Consider the following 19,467-nt stretch of genomic DNA (forward strand, 5'->3'; position numbering starts at 1 on the left):
GTCATTATTCGCTTTCGTGCGGTCCGTTTCCTTCCAAATAGGATAAAAATCAGTCTATTGGGCTATTTCACACCATTTTAATAGAGTCAGGGCAATGATTTCACTGGCAGCGAACATTTCTTCCAGAATAATATATTCGTTCGCGTCATGGGCCATTTCAGTCGTTCCCGGCCCAAACACTATAACCGGGGTACCGCCTACATTGGAAAGGATACCGCCATCTGTTCCCCATGGACTTGCTTCGATGACCGGCGACCTACCCTTGATTTCTGTGAAACTTTCACGAAGCTGAGTAATTAACAGGTGATCAGTTGCCAAGCTGCCAGGCAGCCACTGGGCTCCGAACCACTCCAGCTTCACAGGATTGGCTTCAAACCATTCATCCTCAAGCTTTAAACCTTCCAGAGACCGTTCCATTTCATGTTGAGCATTTTGAATGGTCTCCTCGGGTGCCACACCCATTCGACCTTCGATGATTGCGGTGTCTGGGACCGATGACGGCCACTGGCCGCTGGAAATTTTCCCAATGTTGATTGGAATTGGAATAGGGGTTTTTTCATAAAGAGGATCGGTAATTTCCGCATTTCTATCTTTCTCTAACTTTTGTAAACTTTGAATCACTGTCATTGATTTTTCAATTGCGCTAACCCCTTCATATCTGGTGCCGCCGTGCGCAGCCTTGCCGGTCACTATGATTCGAAACCACATTGATCCCTGCTGTTTCGGAAAAATTTTCATGTTCGTCGGTTCGGGAATGATAGCGCCATCGGCTTGATATCCCCGAAGGACTGCAGCCAACGTACCGGCACCGCCGCTTTCTTCTTCGATTACGCTTTGAAAAATCACATCACCTTTTAGCTTGATTCCAGAGGCGATAATCGATTCAAGCGCCAATAACAAAGAAACGGTTCCGCCCTTCATATCGGTTGCCCCTCGGCCATACAGCTTTCCAGATTCAATATGCCCGCTAAAAGGATCAAGTTCCCAACTCGTTTCATCGCCGACTGGGACAACATCTATGTGGCCATTTAAGATAATCGATTTACCGCCGCCGGACCCTTTTAGTACAGCCACTAAGTTAGGGTTTCCGGCAAAGTTTTGACGATCACAGCAGAAGGCCGGGTGGCCGGCCAGTTCCTCCCTGTCAAGCTCCCATAAATCCACCGCCAATCCGAGCTGGCGGCATTTTTCAATCAGAATGGCTTGCGCACTACTTTCCTGCCCCCTGGTACTATTTTCTCTGACAAGCAATTGCAGAAGCCTGGCTCCCCTTGCACGATTCTCCTTCAACCAGCTTTTGACGTTTATTTCATGGGTTGTCAATTGCACCACTCCTTCACAAAATTGCAATGATCAATATGGAATCTTCCTTACTTTTTGACTAATGATAAATTCACATTCTGTTTTATTGGCTATATCTGCAACATCATAGGGTGCAAAAATTTCTGTGAGCACGAGTCCTTCATTGGTTACCTGAAAGACGGCCAACTCTGTAATGATAAGATCGACACAAGCTATTGAAGTTAACGGCATGGTACATTCACGTAAAATCTTGGAGTTGCCAGCCTTGTCACAATGATTCATCAACACGATAACCTTTTTGGCCTTTTGGGCAAGTTCCATTGCTCCACCCATGCCTGGCACTTTCTTCCCTGGTACAATCCAGTTTGCCAAATCGCCGCGCTCACTGACCTGAAGCGACCCCAAAATGGTGATATCCACTCGGCCCCTGCGAATCATCGCAAACGAAACGGCACTGTCACAATACGAACCCCCCGTTTTTAAAGTTACAGGAAATCCGCCGGCATTGCAGAGGTTTTCATCCTCGTCTCCTCTAGCAGGACTGGGCCCCATCCCGGTAATCCCATTCTCAGCATGAAACATGACATTTATATCGGCCGGCAAATGATTGGGAACAAGAGATGGGATGCCGATTCCAAGGTTGACTACCATACAAGATTGGATTTCCTCTGCAGCTCTTCGTGCCAGTCGATTCCTGATATCTATTCCCATGCCCATGTCCAATTTACCCCCTTGGAAGGAATCACATAATCGACGAATACACCTGGTGTGATGATTTCTTCCGGATCCAAACTTCCTAGCGAGATAATTTCCTCGACTTCCGCAATTGTGATATCTCCGGCCATCGCGACGAGCGGATTGGTATTACGAGCACTTTTGTCATAAATCAAATTTCCGTACTCATCTGCCTTTTTGGCATAAACGATCGACACTTCTGCTGTTAGGGCGGACTCCACAAGATAATCCCTGCCATTAAGACAAAGGCGCGGTTTGCCCTTTGCGACAATTTCGTTATCCATCCCAATATCCGATAAAATTGCCGGAAGGCCGACACCGCCTGCACGGATTCTTTCAGCCAAAATGCCTTGAGGTGAAAACTCCACCTCAAGTTTCCCTTCATGCATGAACTGGCCGGCAAAGGGGTTGGAGCCAATATGGGAGGCTATGACTTTGGAGGCCCGCCCTTGACTCACCAATTTACCTATGCCAATATGCGGAAACCCTGTATCATTGCCAATCAATGTCAAATTACTGACCCCTTTTTCTAGAATGCCATCGATTAGCGACGGTGGTGTACCGACACCGCCAAAGCCGCCAAACATTAAGGTCATCCCATCTTTGAAATACTCCATTACCTTTTCTAACGTCGTAATTTTTCCAAACTTATTTTCCACTTTGCTATCACCAGCCATCAATCGATTTGTATTTGCTTTGAAAAGGCGGCAAATGTTTCTGCTAGTAAATCAATTAATTCATCCATTTCCTGTTCAGTAATCGTTAACGGTGGCGAAATAATGATGGCATCCCCGTTAACCCCATCAATTCCGGCACCGGCCGGGTAGACAATTAGTCCTTTTTCCTTGGCAAGCTCAATCATCTTTTGGGTAATTAATGCGGTACGAGGAAAAGGAGCTTTAGTTTTTCGGTCGATAACAAATTCAATCCCTAGCAGCAGCCCCTTGCCGCGGACATCACCGACAAATGAGAATTGGTCCATTAATTTTTCAAGCCGTTTTCTTAAATACTCACCTTTTTCTTCTACTTTTCTCATAATCTTGTGTTTTTCGATATATTCGATCACCGCCAAAGAAACCGCACAAGACTGGGGATTCGCACTCAAGGTGTGCCCGCTCATGACCGATTTTGACCCGGCTAGAATCGGCTTCATCACCTTTTCACTAGCCACTGCAGCAGCAATTGGGGCATAACCGGCACCCATGCCTTTACCAAGTGTGACTATGTCAGGGACAACCTCCCAATGCTCACAGGCAAGTATTGTCCCAGTCCTACCGGAACCTGTCATCACCTCATCGGCAATAAAGAGAATACTATGATCATCACAGATTTTTTTAATAATCTTAAAATAATCCTTTGGCGGCGTAATGGCAGCACCTGCAGCACCAACTACCGGTTCGGCAATAAAGGCTGCTATGTTATCTGAACCGATCCGTTTGATTGCCGTTTCCAGCTCTCTTGCACATAAATGGTTGCAGGACGGGGCCTCTAAGCTATATGGACAACGGTAGCAGTAGGGCGGGTTGATTACCGGAAAATCCTCCAAGAGCGGTACAAACCTTGCCCTTCTGCCGGTATGCCCTGACATTGAAAGCGCTCCCAAAGTAATCCCGTGATAGCTTACCCATCTAGACAATACCTTTGTCTTCGTGTAAATCCCCTGTTCCTGCCAGTATTGAATTGCCATTTTCATCGCCGTTTCCGTCGCTTCAGATCCGCTGTTGACGAAAAAGCTCCAATTCAGATCCCCTGGGGCCAGGCTGGCGATTTTTTTAGCCAATTTTTCTGCCGCCTCACTTGTAAACTGAGAACGATAAACGAATGATACTTTTTTGGCCTGTTCAGTCATTGCCTCAATAATCTCTTGCACTCCATGTCCAATATTCGCGGTGACAGCACCGGAAGCGGCATCCAAGTATTTTTTTCCATCGATATCGTACAAAAAGACTCCTTTTCCATAGTCGATAATAGGGTAGGCTTCATTAAGCATCGGTTTGATTAAATACGATTGATTCACCGCATATCCCACTTCCTTTTTAAAAATTGCATCGTCCAATTGTTCCTTATTAAAATTGTATGATTGATGGTTGAGTTTCTTTCATCGTTTTAACCTCAACCAATCTTTTACTTTTTTCATGGTGTGTTATAGAATAGCAGTTAGATTAGATAGAGGACTGAATGGGATGAACTCAAAAGGAAAACTACAAGCTAAATCAAAGGAAATGTCTGCATTCCAATTAATTATTATTTTTTATTTGTCTGCCCTCATTATTTCTACCTTGCTGATCAAACTGCCAATTGCTCTTCAACCGAATGTGAAGCTTAGCTTTATTGATGCTATGTTTACAGCGGCAAGCGCCATCAGCGTAACCGGCCTGAGTGCTATCTCACTTAAGGATACCTTTAATAACTTCGGAATTTTCCTACTTTGCGTCATGCTGCAATTGGGCGGGCTTGGGGTTATGTCGTTAAGTACGTTTCTATGGGTTATGGTAGGGAAAAAAGTCGGCTTAAAGGAACGTCAGCTGATTATGATTGACAATAATCAGTCAAATCTCGCCGGCCTCGTACAAATGGCAAAGCGGATTTTCATCATTATTACTTCAATTGAAATCATTGGCGGCATTATCTTGGGGCTCCATTTTTATAAGTATTACGAGAGCTTTTCAACTGCTTTTAAACATGGATTTTTTGCCTCCATCAGCGCCACAACAAATGCCGGTTTTGACATTACCGGCGAATCACTGGTGCCATTCGAGAACGACTACTTTGTCCAATTTATCGTTATGTCATTGATTATTATCGGAGCAATCGGGTTTCCGGTGATCGTAGAAGTATATGAATTTTTTCTCACCTTGAAAAATAAGAAAAAGTTCCATTTTACCCTGTTTACTAAACTAACCACTTTAACCTTTGTCATTCTGACTGTTCTTGGGGCGTTATTCATTTATTTGTTGGATATCGACCACTTTTTTGCGGATAAGAATTGGCATGAATCATTCTTTTATGCCTTTTTCCATTCAGTCACAACCAAAAGTGCCGGACTAGCGACAACAGATATGAACGAATTTACCATCAGCAATCAACTGTTTATGTCGATGCTCATGTTCATTGGCGGTTCACCGAGCAGTGCAAGTGGTGGAATTCGTACGACCACATTTGCGATTATTATTTTGGCCATCATTTTTTATGCGCAAGGAAAAGGTTCCATCAAAATTTTCAAACGTGAACTGAATCAAGATGATGTGTTAAAATCATTCATCGTTTTGACGTCTGCGCTGATTTTGTGTCTATTCTCGATTGTCATCTTGTCCATTACTGAAAAGGGCACCATCATCGAAATTATTTATGAAGTCTCTTCCGCTTTCGGAACCAACGGACTCTCACTCGGTTTGACTCCGAGATTGTCAACCTTCGGCAAAGTCCTGTTGATCATTTTAATGTTTATTGGCCGGGTCGGAATTGTGACGTGCCTGCTAATGATGCGAGGAAAAGGCAGAAAGGAAACCTTCCATTATCCTAAGGAAAAAGTCATTATCGGATAAGAGCATGAAAAACGGCCGACTCATCACAGAGTCAGCCGTTTTCATTTTTAAACTACCCAGCTTGCACCGATAATGATGAGAAGAATAAACAGGACAACAATCAGCGCAAACCCGCCAAATCCAAATCCGAATCCGCCGCCAAAGCCACCGCCGTACCCGAAACCACCTGCCGGGTAGCCGCCGCCGCAGCAACCATCATAACCGTATCCATATCCACCATACATTTGCAGTCACTCCTCCTTTGTTTCTGTTCATGGTTACTTTATGTAGTAGGTACTTGACCTGTATGTGCATACGCCTATATTATGAAAGACAATGATAAAACTGGCGGTGGAGAAAAAATGAAATCAATCATTAAAAGCTTTATTAACGGGATTTTGACCATTGTTCCCATCATACTGGTCATCTACGTAATTTATAAAACATTTTTATTTCTGGACGGAATTTTGGGTGATTCATTACGGCCTTATTTAAGGGAAGATTACATCCCGGGGATTGGCCTGTTAACCACTTTCATTTTGATTACACTATTAGGCTGGCTGTCTACCAAATACTTGACCGGAAAAATGATTAAATTGATTGACCGGCTACTGGATAAAATCCCTGTGGTCAAAACGATTTATTCTGTCATAAAAGACACGATCCAATCCTTTCTGGGGGAGAAGAAATCTTTTTCGAAGGTTGCTTTGGTGGTGATTCCGGGGACTGAAATGCGCAGCGTCGGCTTTATTACCTCAGAGGCGCTGGAGGAATTTTATAGCCCATTAAAGGACCATGTTGCGGTTTATGTCCCGCAAACCTTTCAGGTGGCAGGATTCACCTTTCTGATTCAGAAAGAGCAAGTGGAAATTATTGATGTAAAGCCTGAAGATGCGATGAAATTCATCCTATCGGGCGGGATGACATCGAGTGGAAAGCAGAAGGAAAAAAGTTAAAGCCGCAATTACGCGGCTTTTTTATTTTTGATCAAACAGTTTTACATATTCCCCGTATCCTTCTTTTTCAAGATCTTCCTTTGGGATGAATCGTAATGCTGCGGAGTTGATACAATATCGCAGTCCTGTCGGCTCGGGGCCATCTTCAAAAACGTGACCCAAATGGGAATCGGCTGATTTGCTTCTCACTTCGGTACGAACCATGAAATGGCTGAAATCGGATTTTTCCAATATCTCAGCGTCTTCAATTGGCTTGGTGAAGCTCGGCCAGCCGCAGCCAGCATCAAATTTATCGAGCGAACTGAACAATGGCTTACCTGAGACTATGTCTACATAGATGCCATCACGGGTCTCATTCCAATATTCATTGCGAAACGGCGGCTCCGTGCCATTATTTTGCGTTACTTCAAATTGCATTGGTGTCAGTTCTTTTTTTAACTGCTCTACATCTCTTTTCATTATTTCTGCTCCCCCCAGTGCTGTTGAATAAACCCGGCACGGCCGGAACCAATACGGTATCGTTCATAGTGGGCCGGATTTTTCTTATAGTAATGCTGATGATACTCTTCTGCCGGATAAAACGTTTTGGCAGGCAGTATTGGCGTCACAACGGGCTTGTTAAACCGGCCGCTAGCTGCCAGCAATTCTCTAGATTCTTCGGCCAATCGTTTTTGTTCGTCATTATGGTAAAAAATAGCGGTTTGATAGGACTGGCCTCGGTCATAAAATTGGCCGCCCTGGTCTGTCGGGTCAATTTGCTGCCAAAATAATTCAAGCAGTTTTTCATAAGGAAAAACTTCCGGGTCAAAGGTAATTTGCACTGCTTCATAATGCCCGGTGGTGTCCGTACAAACTTGCTGATAGGTTGGGTTTTCTACTGTTCCGCCGGTATAGCCGGAGACAACACTGATAATTCCAGGCTGTTCATCGAACGGCTTCACCATACACCAGAAACAGCCGCCGGCAAACGTCGCCAGTTGGTTCGATTTTTTCACATTTCCACCCCGCTTATATTAGAATCTTATTAATATGAGTATACAAAATGGGGCTGCAAAAAGAAAATTTTCGGTTTGAAACCATAGAAAAAGCCGAACCGGATGGTTCAGCTTCAATCGATATCTTACTTTTTCGACCTGACCTGCTTGGTAATACTTTTCCAGCGCCGTTTCTCTTCAGTCTGCGCCCGTTTATCGGCTTTTCGCTCAAGATATGCCAGTTCCTTTTGGAGCTTATGGTAGCTGGTCAGTCGCTCGGGAGAAAGCTGTCCTTCTCTAATTGCCCCTATAACCGCGCATCCCGGTTCATCATGATGCCCACAGTCACGATATTTGCACAATGATGCCAATTCCTCAATTTCTGAAAAAGTTTCTGACAGCCCATCTGGACTTTCCCATAACTGAAGTTCACGCATCCCTGGCGTATCGATTAAAATACTGCCGTTAGAGAGCATAATCATTTCCCGGTGTGTTGTCGTATGGCGGCCCTTATCATCGGATTGGCGAATTTCCTGTACCAATTGCTTTTTTTGCCCCAGCAAACAGTTCGTTAAAGTTGACTTCCCAACCCCTGAGGAACCCAGTAAGGCAACTGTTTTCCCAGGCTGCAGATAAGGTTCCAAACCTTCAAGCCCCTCGCCATGTTCCGCGCTAACTGGCACGATCGGTACGCTGCCAAAAGTTACCGTTTCTACTTCTGCTATTTTTCCCAATATATTGGGACATAAATCAGCCTTGCTTAATACAATCACCGGGTTGGCACCGCTTTCCCATGCCAACAAAAGGTAGCGCTCGATTCGGCGTAAATTTAAATCCTCATTTAAAGAGTTGACCAAAAAGACGGTATCGACATTTGCCGCAACAATTTGTTCTTCCGTCGTATTTCCCGCCATTTTTCTTGAAAACTTGCTTTGCCTAGGCAATACGGCCGTAATGGTACCTTTTCCTTCAGCGATCCTCGGTTTCACCATTACCCAGTCACCTACAGCAGGAAAGTCATCTCTGCCTTGCGCCTGGAAGCTGAATTTTCCGGATATCTCGCCAAGCAGTTCCCCCTGCTCTGTCCAAATCCGGTACATTCGTTTATGCTCCAGTGCCACTCGGCCAATTATTATGCTTTCTTCGGTCTTCAAGGTTTCAAAATCTGTTTTAATCTTAACAGTTAAACCAATTGTTAATAAATTCAATGGTTATTCCTCCCGCAATTATTAAAATAAAAAACCATAGGCAGACACAGCCCATGGTTCCAATTCATTGCCGTAAAGGAATAAAAAATGGATAGAACTCCCCTAAATGGAGCCTCGATGGGCTGTGCAAACAGTATTCAACTCGGAAACAATTAACATCATTTCAATTAACATTGCACGCCACCCACTTTCACCCATATTTGTAATTATTATATGATGCCATCTAAAAAATGTAAACAATAAAATTGTTTGCCTAGTTTACCGGAACCAAAATAGTAAAGCCAATCTGGTCCTTTTTGAGATCGAATTGGTCCACCTTAATTTTCATATCGCTTTTTAGCTTTAACTGCCCCATATGAACATAAATTTGTTTATCATTCGGCATGATGTCGACACCTTTTGGAAGCTTATAGTTATCACCGATAAATTTTAAAACATAGGAGATTGGCAGCGGCAGGCTTCCAATTGACATCGACTTCTGCTTTAACACCAAGTCGCCGTTGTTTAGCGCTTCTGGTTCAAAGGTTAATTTAAGATTAACCTCCTCACTGAAGACCGGTATCTTTCCGTACAATTCGACCTCTTCTCCCAATAAGACCCTGTATTTGATTTGTGCATCACCGGTTTCCTCCTGTAAATAATGATTGATCAAGCGATTTAAATCATACTTATTGGAATTCACATGGAAGGAAACATACTCGCCTGTACGCGGTTTGGTACTTTTGTTTTGTTTATCCTCTCCGGGGGCCAAAATCATTGAAGAAATGATTATGGCTATCAACAAGTTGATTCCAAGCAAAATCAGGAATCCAAGTTTCCATTTATTTTTCATTGACCTCTAATTCTCCTCTGTACTGACCATAAACGACTTTTTGTCTAAATCAGGTAATACTTGCGCATCCATTACTTCATTCAACCGCTGGGCAATGTATTCATAGCCCTTATCATTGGGATGAAAATTATCGGTATATAGGAGATTTTCATCGTGATTTAAAAATAAATCCTCGATTCCGACAAAATAGGCATTGGGATAATTAGCGACTACGCCTTGACCGGCCTTATTCCATTCAGAAACGATTTGATCCATTTCTCTTATATTCGAGAACCATTTTGAAAAGGGATTATAAAGTCCCACCAAAACAATAGAAGCATTTGGATTTTCTTGGACTATGGTTTCAAAAATATCTGTCAGATGGTTTCGATAAACTTCCTTTTCGTTCATGAATACTGGGATTTCCAAATTGGCAAAATTGTCTTTGACAACCTTCATAATATCGTTACCGCCAATCGTAAGAATTACCAAATCCGATTGTTTTAGGAGTGTCTTCATTTCTTGGGTTTGCAGGCGCTTGAGTAACTGGGTTGTGCGGTTTCCCTTCACACCGTAATTATAAAAATCAACTTCCTTGATTCCCTTTTCTTGTTCAAGCATTGTTTTTAAATAAGGTAAATAACCTCCATGACCTGTGCTGTCACCAATACCCTGAGTTAAGGAATCGCCCGTTGATAAAACCGTTAATTTTCGAGGAATAAAATCCGCGGGTACTGGTTCAAAAACGGGAACGGCAGCACTCTTCACTTGATGTAATGCCCAAGAATCCGGTTCACTGCAGGAGACCAAGAAAAATGTCGAGAGAATTAGAAGGGGTATTAACTTTTTCATCCAATATTCACCTGCCTTCTAAACTATTTTTATCCCACATTAACGGGCAGTAAGAATAAGATAAATCGAAGAAATATAGCTGGAGAGTAACTGCCCGTAAATGTCCGATTGGTTCAACTAACAATCAGTGGGGGATGAAAAAAACCCCCACTGATTGAAGTTTCACTTTATTATAACATGCCAGGAGCGATTCAAAAAAATCTATACTAAATCCTATTCCTGCAAAATCGATATGACGTTACATACCTCTATTTATATATGGAAAATTTCACAAAGAACCACACATTGCCAATAAGGCGGTGTGAGCAAAGCTAGGCTAAACTGAATTCAAACCATAAAATATATACCCTTTTTTCGACTTATCTAATCTGATGCGCTCGTGCGACGCTCCGCCCCTTTACCATTCAAAAAAAAATAGACCGTATAAATGGTCTATTGTAGTGCTTTAATATCATGAATGATTTCTTCATATGGGACGTTCTTAAACAAGTCATATGTTTTTTTGATGTTACCATCCTGGTCAACCAAGTAAACATACGTTTGATGAATGACCTGACTCTCGTTTTCCGGCTTTTTAACAATTGTTTTAAAGGTTTTTCTTGCGTACCCTTCAATGAATTCTTGAGAATACCCTGTCAGCAATGACCAGTTCGAAAAATCCGCACCAAAATTCCCCGCATACTCTTTCAAGCGCTCCGGTGTATCAACTGTCGGGTCGACAGTAAACGAAACAAACTCTACATTTTCAAGCTCTTCATCCTTGACCATTTTCTGCAGCTTCGCCATGTTTGCTGTCATTGGCGGACATACATCTGCACAGCTTGTAAAAATAAAGTCAGATATCCAAATCTTCCCCTTTAAATCCTTAAGTGCTACTGATTTATTATCTTGGGTAGTCGCTGAAAAATCATCTACTGGCCAATTCACCGCATTCTTAATCTCTTTCTGGCCACACCCCGCAACTAATAAAGTAAATAATAATAAAATAACTACATAGCCTCGTCTCACAAAATCACCCTTTAACCACATACTTAGCCAACATTCGTGTCTAGTGTAACAAAGATTGGTCAAGGATGAAAGAAAAAGGGCTAAAGAACCGGGATCATTAAAATATTTCATGGACCCGAAATATATGGTATTATGAATGAGTGCTCACTCATTTTGGAGAAAACTTGAAATGATAAGGGATATTACTTGAGAGGTGTATGACATGAATAGATTAGGGCCGATTGTCATTGTCGAAGGGCCAAATAACAGCAAGGTTCCCTTTTCCCGTAGTTTATACATTGATTGTGGAGAAAAGGTGCTAATCGATACTGGTGCAGATGTCAATTCATTACTGGACATTAGTGACGACTACGGTGTTGAACTAATCATAAATACTCATTATCACCCGGACCATACCCGGCATAACCATCTATTTAAGGATACTACGAAGCTCCTCAATCCGATTGAATTCAAAACCACCCGAACTGTTGAGGGAATCGCTAAAGCAAATGGTGTTTATCAAGAATGGGGCCAACAAGGTATGGAAGTGTGGAAAAATTCGTTACCTCGGGAATGGATAGACAGTCTTGATGAGATTTCCGGTTCCTATGAATATGAAACGGAGTATACCTTTGGTGATGTAAAAGTCATGTTTTTACATACACCTGGACACACAGCGGGACTATCTTGCCCGTATTTCCCCGAATTGGGTGTCGTGTTTGCGGGCGATTATGATATGACCTCATTTGGTCCATGGTATAACGGAACAGATGGTAATATTGAGGACTTTATTGCCTCAGGGAAACGGCTGTTAAGCCTTGATGCTGACACTTATATTACAGGCCATCAAAAAGGAACCTTCTCCAAACGAGAGTTTCGTGAAGCAATGGAAACATTCCTTGCGATCATTGATCGGAGGGACCAAACAATTGATAGATATATCCGCCAGGGCCTAAATTTTGAAGAACTGACCAAAATCGGGATTTTTTATCCGAAAACTGCGTTGGTGAACCCAATCATGACAACTTGGGAACGTAGCGGAATTCGGAAGCATTTGCATCGGCTAGGTTATACGATTACCGATACAACCAAAGAACTAGAAAAGGCAAAGTAGGATGGGGCCAGCGGGGGGCTCCATCCTTCACATTTTTATTCAAAGTAATACATTAACGCCAGCGCTCCAGGTCCTGTATGGGTACTGACAGTTGGACCTGTATAATCAATTTCCACGTTCTGAAAACCAGTTAATTCATAAATACTGTCTTTTATTTTTTGTGAGAGTTCTTGTGCCTCGGCATGGGCAATGCCAACACCACGGATTGTCTTGTCTTTCACGTCCTCGGCAAACTGCTTGGCCATAAACTTAACGACCTGGGAATGACTGCGAACTTTTGCAACTGGATTATATTCCGCACCCTCTAAAGAGGCGATTGGCTTAATATTTAGTAATGACCCTATTAATGCTTTTCCCTTTCCAATCCGGCCGCCTTTAACCATATTTTCCAGCGTATCTACCATTATATAAAGCTTTGTATTGTTTCTTACTATGTCAAGACGGTCTAGAATTTCCTCCAAGCTTTTTCCTTGATTTGCCATTTCCGCAGCCTCTTTTACCTGGAAAGCCAATGCTTTTGAAATGAACTTCGAATCAATCACGGTTACTTTCGCTTGGGTCATTTGTGCGGCACTTTCCGCTGACCGAACGGTGCCACTCATCTTGCCAGTCATATGTATGGATAAAACCTCATAGCCTTCCTGGCCGAGTTGATCATATACTTCCAGGAATGCTCCTGCCGATGGCTGTGAGCTTTTCGGCAATTCTTTTGAGCTGCCCATCATTTCAATAAATTCAACTGGTTCTAGATTCACCCGATCCAAATAGGTTTCTCCATTTATGGTAATGGCCAACGGTACGACTGTTATCCCTAATTCCTCAATCATTTCCATTGGCATGTCCATCGTTGAATCGGTTACAATTTTTACTTTGCTCATTTGTTCACATCCTTACATTACTGCTTGTATTATACAAGTTTTAGCCGCCGTTTGAAACAAAATCATTATTTGTAAAAATAAAAAAGCACATGCAACTTGTACTTTGATATGCTCCCCTTAAAGTGGACAGATGAAAAAACAAAAATCTGTCATAACTTTAGGGGGATTTTTTATGTCAAAAAGAAGTAAGTATTCTTCTGAGGAAAAATATCAAATATTAATGAAATACATTGAGGGGGAAGTGAGCCCCAGCCAGTTAACAAAGGAATATAAGATTTCCTCTTTCACACTTAGGAGTTGGAGGGACAAATATGAATTATATGGTATTGAAGGTTTAGAGGAATCACATGGGTGGAAAGAGTATTCAAAAGAATTAAGATTAAGTGCCATTCAAGACTATTTATCGGGAACATATTCAAAGCTGGAAATCTGCAGAAAATACGGGGTAAGCAGGGGAGCCCTTAATGTCTGGATAAAGAACTATAATAATCATAAGGAGACTAGACAAACGCATCGGGGGAAATCTCTTATGATTAATTCCAGAAAATTATCTTTTGAAGAAAAAGTTGAAGCAGTTCATTTCTGTATAAAGAATGGCCATGATTATTCGGCCGTCATGGAAAAATATCAAATTAGCTACCAGCAAATATACTCCTGGACCAAAAAATATGAAGCAGATGGACCAGAGTCCCTCCGGGACCACCGTGGAAGAAAGAAACCTGTAGAGGAAATGACAGAACAAGAAAAATTAAGAATAACGGTTAAGGAATTAGAGGCGAAAAATTACCGATTAGAAGTAGAAAATGCTTTATTAAAAAAGTTAGAGGAAATCGAAAGAAGGCGGTACTAAGCAAGGTTCGGAATGAAGTAGCTTATTGTGCTATACGCGAATTGAATGAAAAAAAGAATTATCCTATTCAGCTTCTTTGTACCATAAGTAAAACCAATCGATCTTCATATTATAAGTGGCTCAATCGGAAGGAAACGGATCAGGAACGTGAAAATCGCGAATTGTTAAAGGAGATCAAAGCTCTATACGAAAAAGTTGATGGCATTTATGGTTATCGCCGTATAACGATGAATCTCAACCGCGCATTGGGTAAACAGTATAATGCCAAAAGAATTCATCGCTTAATGCAATTGGTGGGGTTACAAGCGAAGATACGCAGGAAAAAGAAATGGGATCATCGCCCTTCCGACAATAATGTAGCAGAGAACATTTTGAACCGAGAATTTACAGCAGCACACCCCAATGAAAAATGGGTCACTGATATAACAGAATTAAAATACGGTGATGGTCAAAAAGCATATTTAAGTGCTGTTTTAGACCTGTATGATAACTCAATCGTATCATTCGTAATAGGACATCGAAATGATAATCAGCTAGTCTTTAAGACCATAAAAGACGCTTTACCGAAGAATCCTTTACATGATAATAAACGTTTAATTCATAGCGACCGTGGATTTCAATATACATCCAATGGATTTAAAAGAATAGTCGAAAAGAATCATCTTACCCAAAGTATGTCTAGGGTAGGAAAATGTATTGATAATGGATGTATGGAATCATTCTGGGGGACTTTGAAGGTAGAAAGATATTATCTTCATCATTATCAATCCTTTAAGGAACTTCAAAAGGATATAAAAAACTACATTCAATTTTATAACCAGGACCGTTTACAAGCTAAATTTAATGGCCTTAGCCCGATAGAATATCGAACTAAGGCAATTGCCTGATTTTATTTTTTTATACTGTCTACTTGACAGGGTGCAGTTCACTTCGATTCCGTTAAGCATTTTGTTTTAATTCATCCTATTCAAATAGCAGTTTGTTCATAATCCAGCCAGTATTTTCAATTACTCTATAAAGGAATAACACTTTTCCAGGGCTTTTCTAATTAAAGGCCTGTAAAACGAACTCAGATCATAAAATGATATGGGTTGCCTTTCTCCAATACTGGAATTTTAATAACTTTCACCTTCTGTCCAAGATCACTTAAAATAAGCACAAAAAAACAAGCCGAAGTATGATAAGCCTGTTTTGTTAGTCAAATGACTTAAATACATATGGAAAAACCTTTTTTGGTGGAGTTAAGTTTTTTTAATAATAAAAAATTGCTGATTTATGTTACTTTTTGCGTTTCTAGAGTTTGGTACTTTAACTTTAGCCAAATCATCTCTGTGGGTAGTACAAATCAAAGTTCCATCCGCAAAGCTACTGTAGGATTAGTTATGACAACTTTGGAAGAATTTCTTGTACATGAAGGACAACTCCTAATATTTTAACATTAATTATTACTGACTTACTAATATGTACTAATTTTCTTTAAAAATAAACCTTGATTTTCTAAAATAAAATCAAGGCCATTTTAAACTTGTTTTTCAATTTTACGTTTTTTTTTCATTATAAATTGAAGGATTGACCCCATCAATAGAAGAACTGCACCAACTACTAAAATGTTAAACATATTTGTACCTGTTACTGGAAGTTTTGGGCCGTCGGCGGGGAGAACACCGCCTAATGTTCCTTCTGCATAAAATTTAAATTCAACTTCGCAATTAAGCCCCTGGTATTCATTTCCTAGTTCTTTAGGAACTTCTACTTTAAATATTAATTGTTCAGAATCACCCATTTTAATTAATCTTGGGTCAATCTTATTGAAATCCTTGAGCTTACCATCATAAATAACCTTATTATTATCTAAAATTAAAAATAAAAGCTCATTATAAAAAATATCAGAACCATTTAAGAATCTTTTAGACATAATATAATTAAAATCTTGTTTACCCTTGTTTTGAACTATAATATTTCTTACAACCTTATCCCCCGGCTTCAAATTAGTTAAGTCAATAAATATCTTTTCTGGAGTGGTCGCAATATCTATTACTGAATTAGCGTTGGTCGCTTGTATGTAATTTGGTGTTAGAAAAAGGAAAACTAGAGAGAGGGAGGCTATAATACCACAAAATTTATAAAAAACAAAAATATTTTTTTTCATCTACTGTCTCCTCACTTCCTAAAAAGCCTCCCTCGGCTGTTTTAGTTTTATTTCACTAGGGAAGATGATAATTCTCATCTTCCCAACTCTATCTTTTGTTTCTAATTTTTCTTCTTGACTACAAGGTTTTTCTCGTAAGTTTTTCCATCTTTTTCTACACTAAATTTCACGTTATGGTCTTTATTAGGGTTTACGTCCGTTAATTTCTTAGTATCAGTTAAAGTTGAACCATCACTAAATGTAAAGGTTGCAGTAGCAGTTACATCCCACTCGGTCCAAAAGAAATTAACAGTTCTCTTTGTCCACTGCTGATTAGTTATTTCAGCCTTACTTAGTGTGATTTCCGGAGCTGGAACTGGAGGAGGGGTAGGATCTGTTTGACCCGGACGCGTGTTGACATTGTTAGTGTTGTAGTATGTTCCGCCACCTTCAGTGCTATAGTTACTTAGGTTCTGATAATCATAAGTAATGCCATCATATTGTAAGCCTGTAAATTTAAATAACAAATCTGTTATTTCACCCTGTAATTCATTTTGAGGAGCTCCGGTATCTTTGAATTCAAGTGTATATTTAAGAGATTTGATATGATCCCACTTGCCGTCTTCTTGAGCATTTAAGTAACCAATGTATTGACCGACATCACTTACTGTATTTCCATTTACTTTAGTATCTTGATTTTGTGTTGCTGCTCCAAGTTGTGCTAGTGTTACTTCACCCGATAAACCCCATTTTGCGAGTAAATCTACATCACCAAACTTGAGTTCTTTAACAATGATGGAGTTTTTAGTTTTATTAAGTTCTTCAAGATCAAGTTTCATAAATACATTCATCGGAAGTGTTCCTTGGTTGTTTAACACCATTGCAGGTTCTTGATTGTCATTATTAGCTATTAACTTGTCACCAGGTTTCCAGCCGCTAATGTTAAAATTCTCAAGGTATGGTTCTTTGGGATTAAGAACAATTGTACCGTTAGTAAATTTACTTTTAGCTTGGGTACTATCGCTAAAATACGCAAATGTCCCTCCCATCACTGCCATCGCGCCAACTGCGATAGAAGTCATACTTAGTGCCGCTTTTTTCTTTAAACTCATTTTCTTTTCCTCCTCACCCTTTTTGGGTATGTAATTAATTATGTCAACCTTGAATAGGTTTATAACTTATTCAAGATTAGGACCATTGAATCAAGTCTTTAAAATTATGCCGATTGATTGTTAGCAGCCTTTTGCGATGGATCCCATGAACGGAATATCTTCCATAATACAAAGGAGTTATATATTATTAATAATAGCCCTGGAAAAATAAGGCTTACTGCAATACCCTTTTTAGATTGAAGAAATTCTAGAATATATCCAGCGTAAGGGATTTGGATACCAGAGAATTTGCCTATTACTTTTTCAAGCGGAATAGGCATAGGATCATTAGCCTGATTGTTATCGCCCTTAGTAATAAATTCGGTAAATTCACCTGACCCTTTAATTTCAACTATTCTATGAGTGATAATTCTATTATCTTTATGAAGAGGTGAGTAAAATGTAATTATGTCTCCTACCTTTAGATTAGTCTTATCCTCAACTGGCTTAATTCCAACGACTGAACCAGTTTCTATTTTTGGCTCCATAGATCCGGACAGCACTAACATTAATTGATTTCCCATTATGGATGGTTGACCGCCTGTTATTCTTGAGCTAATCATTATATAAAGGGAAATTAACAACAGCAAAACTAACAATGTAGTAATAAAGCCACTTACAATTTTTAAAACAATTTTCATATTTTTCACCTCAAATTTGGCATTTTTTCCTTTATGGTCTTTCAGTATTTTGACTATTTTCTATTACTTGTTCTTTTATTGGATTCTTTTCCTCTGATTTTTCCACTTGGGTAGAAGGGAATTCTAATGCGCTTTTTGATTGTTCATTGTTGTTGCTTTCTTCAGTGTTTCCAATTCCATCGGCATTTCCCTTTTCTTTGCCTTCCTTTTTCTCACTTCCATTTCCATTATTATGATCATTACAGTTTCCTTCAGGGCAATATTTATCTTGGTGTCCTGGGGTATCACCATCACCACGTCCACCGCTATCTTGTTCAATTTGTTCATTATTACCTATCTCTGAATTATCGTTACATAATTCTCGATGAGTTTTTTTGTATTCGTTATCCTTGCAAAAGCTTTCTGAATTAGTGATTTTCCCCGAGTACTCTGTACTCTGGATGAAATATGAGTATGTATCAGATGTAATCGTGCTAAAACTTAGCAGAATTAAATATGCTAAAAAAACATTAATCATAATTAACAAACTCAGCTTTTTCCTTTTTAACTTTTCCGACCTAAATCTTGACTTTCTACTAGTGTAGAAGTTCATAATCTCACTCCCTCATCCGTTCCTTGTTATGAAGGCATGGTTATTCTAATACCTTTTGTTCTATTTCAAGAACTAACAATTTGAGTATACTTCATAATAACGAACATGAAAAAGTCCAAAAATAGGCGTATTTTCTCAATAAAGAACAAACTCATTCTATTTTCTCCTGATTTCTACCGTTTTCTTAATTTTTTGTATTTTATTAAAAACGACTTGTTCTTTATAATGTATACCATAATTTGTTTCTTTTTATTAGGGAGTTGAAGGTGATGATCGGGAAACGCATTAAACGATTGCGGCAGGAGAAGGGATTTTCAATCTCTGAGCTGGCTAAGAGGGCGGATGTATCCATATCGTATTTAAGCCAAATTGAACGAGAAATACAAAGTAATCCTTCACTCCAATTTCTAATAAAGGTATCGATTCCTTTAGAAACTACTATCGAATACTTACTAGGTAATCCTCCCGCTAATGATAGCCAGGAAATGAAATTGGAGGATGAATGGAAGAGATTAATCCACAATGCAATTGAGGCTGGACTTGAAAAGGAGGATTTTAGGGAATATTTAAATTTCTTGAGATTTCAAGAATGGATGAAAAAACAGGATAAATAAAAAATACCCCCGATTCCTTATGGTGATATGCTCCCTATAAGGTAGACAGATGAAATAATAAAAATCTGTTTACTTTATTAGGGGGCTTTTTCTATGGCAAAAAGAGTTTACTCAGCACAGGAAAAACATGAGTTAATTGTGGCGTTTGAG

General features: G+C 40.0%; 23 protein-coding genes. 6 read left to right on the plus strand and 17 right to left on the minus strand.

The features are described 5' to 3' along the window. Nucleotides 1-54: 54 nt before the first annotated feature. The 4 genes from M3234_RS23695 to M3234_RS23710 are packed head-to-tail and all read right to left on the minus strand — an operon-like array spanning nucleotide 55 to nucleotide 4,054. A complete protein-coding gene (locus tag M3234_RS23695; RefSeq protein ID WP_262307085.1) occupies nucleotides 55-1,323 on the minus strand; it encodes a peptidase in 1,269 nt (422 codons plus the stop codon). 30 nt (nucleotides 1,324-1,353) lie between these two features. Further along, complete coding sequence (locus M3234_RS23700; RefSeq protein WP_262307086.1) at nucleotides 1,354-2,019, minus strand: 3-oxoacid CoA-transferase subunit B; 666 nt, start codon at nucleotides 2,017-2,019, stop codon at nucleotides 1,354-1,356. Next, nucleotides 2,004-2,654 (minus strand): CoA transferase subunit A, encoded by a 651-nt coding sequence (locus M3234_RS23705; protein WP_396953989.1) that lies wholly within the window; start codon nucleotides 2,652-2,654, stop codon nucleotides 2,004-2,006. The genes M3234_RS23700 and M3234_RS23705 overlap by 16 nt, the downstream gene beginning before the upstream one ends. Before the next feature lie 59 nt (nucleotides 2,655-2,713). Beyond that, the gene (locus M3234_RS23710) at nucleotides 2,714-4,054 is read right to left on the minus strand and encodes an aspartate aminotransferase family protein (protein WP_262307107.1); all 1,341 of its coding nucleotides are present in this window, start codon (nucleotides 4,052-4,054) and stop codon (nucleotides 2,714-2,716) included. Between the two features lie 166 nt (nucleotides 4,055-4,220). Here M3234_RS23710 and M3234_RS23715 point away from each other — a divergent pair, with 166 nt between their 5' ends. After that, nucleotides 4,221-5,582, plus strand: coding sequence for a TrkH family potassium uptake protein (locus tag M3234_RS23715; RefSeq protein WP_262307087.1), 1,362 nt, complete (start codon nucleotides 4,221-4,223; stop codon nucleotides 5,580-5,582). A gap of 47 nt (nucleotides 5,583-5,629) precedes the next feature. Here the strand turns inward: M3234_RS23715 and yjcZ are convergent, their stop codons facing one another. After that, nucleotides 5,630-5,806, minus strand: coding sequence for a sporulation protein YjcZ (gene yjcZ, locus M3234_RS23720; protein ID WP_262307088.1), 177 nt, complete (start codon nucleotides 5,804-5,806; stop codon nucleotides 5,630-5,632). Between the two features lie 117 nt (nucleotides 5,807-5,923). Here yjcZ and M3234_RS23725 point away from each other — a divergent pair, with 117 nt between their 5' ends. Further along, on the plus strand, nucleotides 5,924-6,517 hold the full coding sequence (locus M3234_RS23725) for a DUF502 domain-containing protein (protein ID WP_262307089.1): 594 nt from the start codon (nucleotides 5,924-5,926) through the stop codon (nucleotides 6,515-6,517). Nucleotides 6,518-6,538: 21 nt separating this feature from the next. On the opposite strand, the gene msrB is transcribed toward M3234_RS23725, so the two are convergent. The 6 genes from msrB to M3234_RS23755 form a co-directional block, all read right to left on the minus strand. After that, nucleotides 6,539-6,976: a peptide-methionine (R)-S-oxide reductase MsrB gene (gene msrB, locus M3234_RS23730; protein ID WP_262307090.1), complete on the minus strand. Its 438-nt coding sequence runs from the start codon at nucleotides 6,974-6,976 to the stop codon at nucleotides 6,539-6,541. Further along, entirely contained in the window at nucleotides 6,976-7,461 is a 486-nt protein-coding gene (msrA, locus tag M3234_RS23735; protein WP_285858649.1) for a peptide-methionine (S)-S-oxide reductase MsrA, read from the minus strand. Before msrA ends, msrB begins: the two co-directional genes overlap by 1 nt. Nucleotides 7,462-7,637: 176 nt before the next feature. Beyond that, on the minus strand, nucleotides 7,638-8,699 hold the full coding sequence (gene rsgA, locus M3234_RS23740) for a ribosome small subunit-dependent GTPase A (protein ID WP_262307092.1): 1,062 nt from the start codon (nucleotides 8,697-8,699) through the stop codon (nucleotides 7,638-7,640). A gap of 253 nt (nucleotides 8,700-8,952) precedes the next feature. Then, a complete protein-coding gene (locus tag M3234_RS23745; RefSeq protein WP_262307093.1) occupies nucleotides 8,953-9,531 on the minus strand; it encodes a YpmS family protein in 579 nt (192 codons plus the stop codon). Between the two features lie 6 nt (nucleotides 9,532-9,537). Continuing rightward, entirely contained in the window at nucleotides 9,538-10,362 is an 825-nt protein-coding gene (locus M3234_RS23750; protein WP_262307094.1) for an SGNH/GDSL hydrolase family protein, read from the minus strand. Between the two features lie 432 nt (nucleotides 10,363-10,794). Then, nucleotides 10,795-11,391, minus strand: coding sequence for an SCO family protein (locus M3234_RS23755; protein WP_285858646.1), 597 nt, complete (start codon nucleotides 11,389-11,391; stop codon nucleotides 10,795-10,797). A 181-nt stretch (nucleotides 11,392-11,572) separates the two neighbouring features. Between M3234_RS23755 and M3234_RS23760 the strand changes: the two genes are divergently transcribed. Continuing rightward, nucleotides 11,573-12,463, plus strand: a complete 891-nt coding sequence (locus tag M3234_RS23760; protein WP_262307096.1) for an MBL fold metallo-hydrolase — start codon at nucleotides 11,573-11,575, stop codon at nucleotides 12,461-12,463. Between the two features lie 35 nt (nucleotides 12,464-12,498). Here the strand turns inward: M3234_RS23760 and M3234_RS23765 are convergent, their stop codons facing one another. After that, a complete protein-coding gene (locus tag M3234_RS23765) occupies nucleotides 12,499-13,341 on the minus strand; it encodes a DegV family protein (RefSeq protein WP_066313258.1) in 843 nt (280 codons plus the stop codon). Nucleotides 13,342-13,513: 172 nt separating this feature from the next. On the opposite strand from M3234_RS23765, the gene M3234_RS23770 reads away from it, so the two are divergent. After that, nucleotides 13,514-14,191: a transposase gene (locus M3234_RS23770; RefSeq protein ID WP_262307097.1), complete on the plus strand. Its 678-nt coding sequence runs from the start codon at nucleotides 13,514-13,516 to the stop codon at nucleotides 14,189-14,191. Next, nucleotides 14,152-15,078 (plus strand): IS3 family transposase, encoded by a 927-nt coding sequence (locus tag M3234_RS23775; protein WP_262307108.1) that lies wholly within the window; start codon nucleotides 14,152-14,154, stop codon nucleotides 15,076-15,078. The genes M3234_RS23770 and M3234_RS23775 overlap by 40 nt, the downstream gene beginning before the upstream one ends. 182 nt (nucleotides 15,079-15,260) lie before the next feature. Here M3234_RS23775 and M3234_RS29765 read toward each other — a convergent pair whose 3' ends face one another. The 5 genes from M3234_RS29765 to M3234_RS23795 form a co-directional block, all read right to left on the minus strand. Then, on the minus strand, nucleotides 15,261-15,350 hold the full coding sequence (locus M3234_RS29765) for a DUF2535 family protein (protein WP_396953987.1): 90 nt from the start codon (nucleotides 15,348-15,350) through the stop codon (nucleotides 15,261-15,263). A 360-nt stretch (nucleotides 15,351-15,710) separates the two neighbouring features. Further along, entirely contained in the window at nucleotides 15,711-16,340 is a 630-nt protein-coding gene (locus M3234_RS23780) for a TasA family protein (RefSeq protein WP_262307098.1), read from the minus strand. Nucleotides 16,341-16,441: 101 nt separating this feature from the next. Continuing rightward, nucleotides 16,442-17,431 (minus strand): CalY family protein, encoded by a 990-nt coding sequence (locus tag M3234_RS23785; RefSeq protein WP_262307099.1) that lies wholly within the window; start codon nucleotides 17,429-17,431, stop codon nucleotides 16,442-16,444. Between the two features lie 104 nt (nucleotides 17,432-17,535). After that, nucleotides 17,536-18,111 (minus strand): signal peptidase I SipW, encoded by a 576-nt coding sequence (sipW, locus tag M3234_RS23790; RefSeq protein WP_262307100.1) that lies wholly within the window; start codon nucleotides 18,109-18,111, stop codon nucleotides 17,536-17,538. Nucleotides 18,112-18,142: 31 nt separating this feature from the next. Continuing rightward, the gene (locus tag M3234_RS23795) at nucleotides 18,143-18,703 is read right to left on the minus strand and encodes a hypothetical protein (protein ID WP_262307101.1); all 561 of its coding nucleotides are present in this window, start codon (nucleotides 18,701-18,703) and stop codon (nucleotides 18,143-18,145) included. Nucleotides 18,704-18,972: 269 nt separating this feature from the next. Between M3234_RS23795 and M3234_RS23800 the strand changes: the two genes are divergently transcribed. Further along, nucleotides 18,973-19,317, plus strand: coding sequence for a helix-turn-helix domain-containing protein (locus tag M3234_RS23800; protein ID WP_262307102.1), 345 nt, complete (start codon nucleotides 18,973-18,975; stop codon nucleotides 19,315-19,317). The last annotated feature ends 150 nt before the right edge of the window (nucleotides 19,318-19,467 follow it).

The sequence above is a fragment of the Neobacillus niacini genome, assembly GCF_023715785.1.
Lineage (GTDB): Bacteria > Bacillota > Bacilli > Bacillales > Cytobacillaceae > Neobacillus > Neobacillus niacini_E.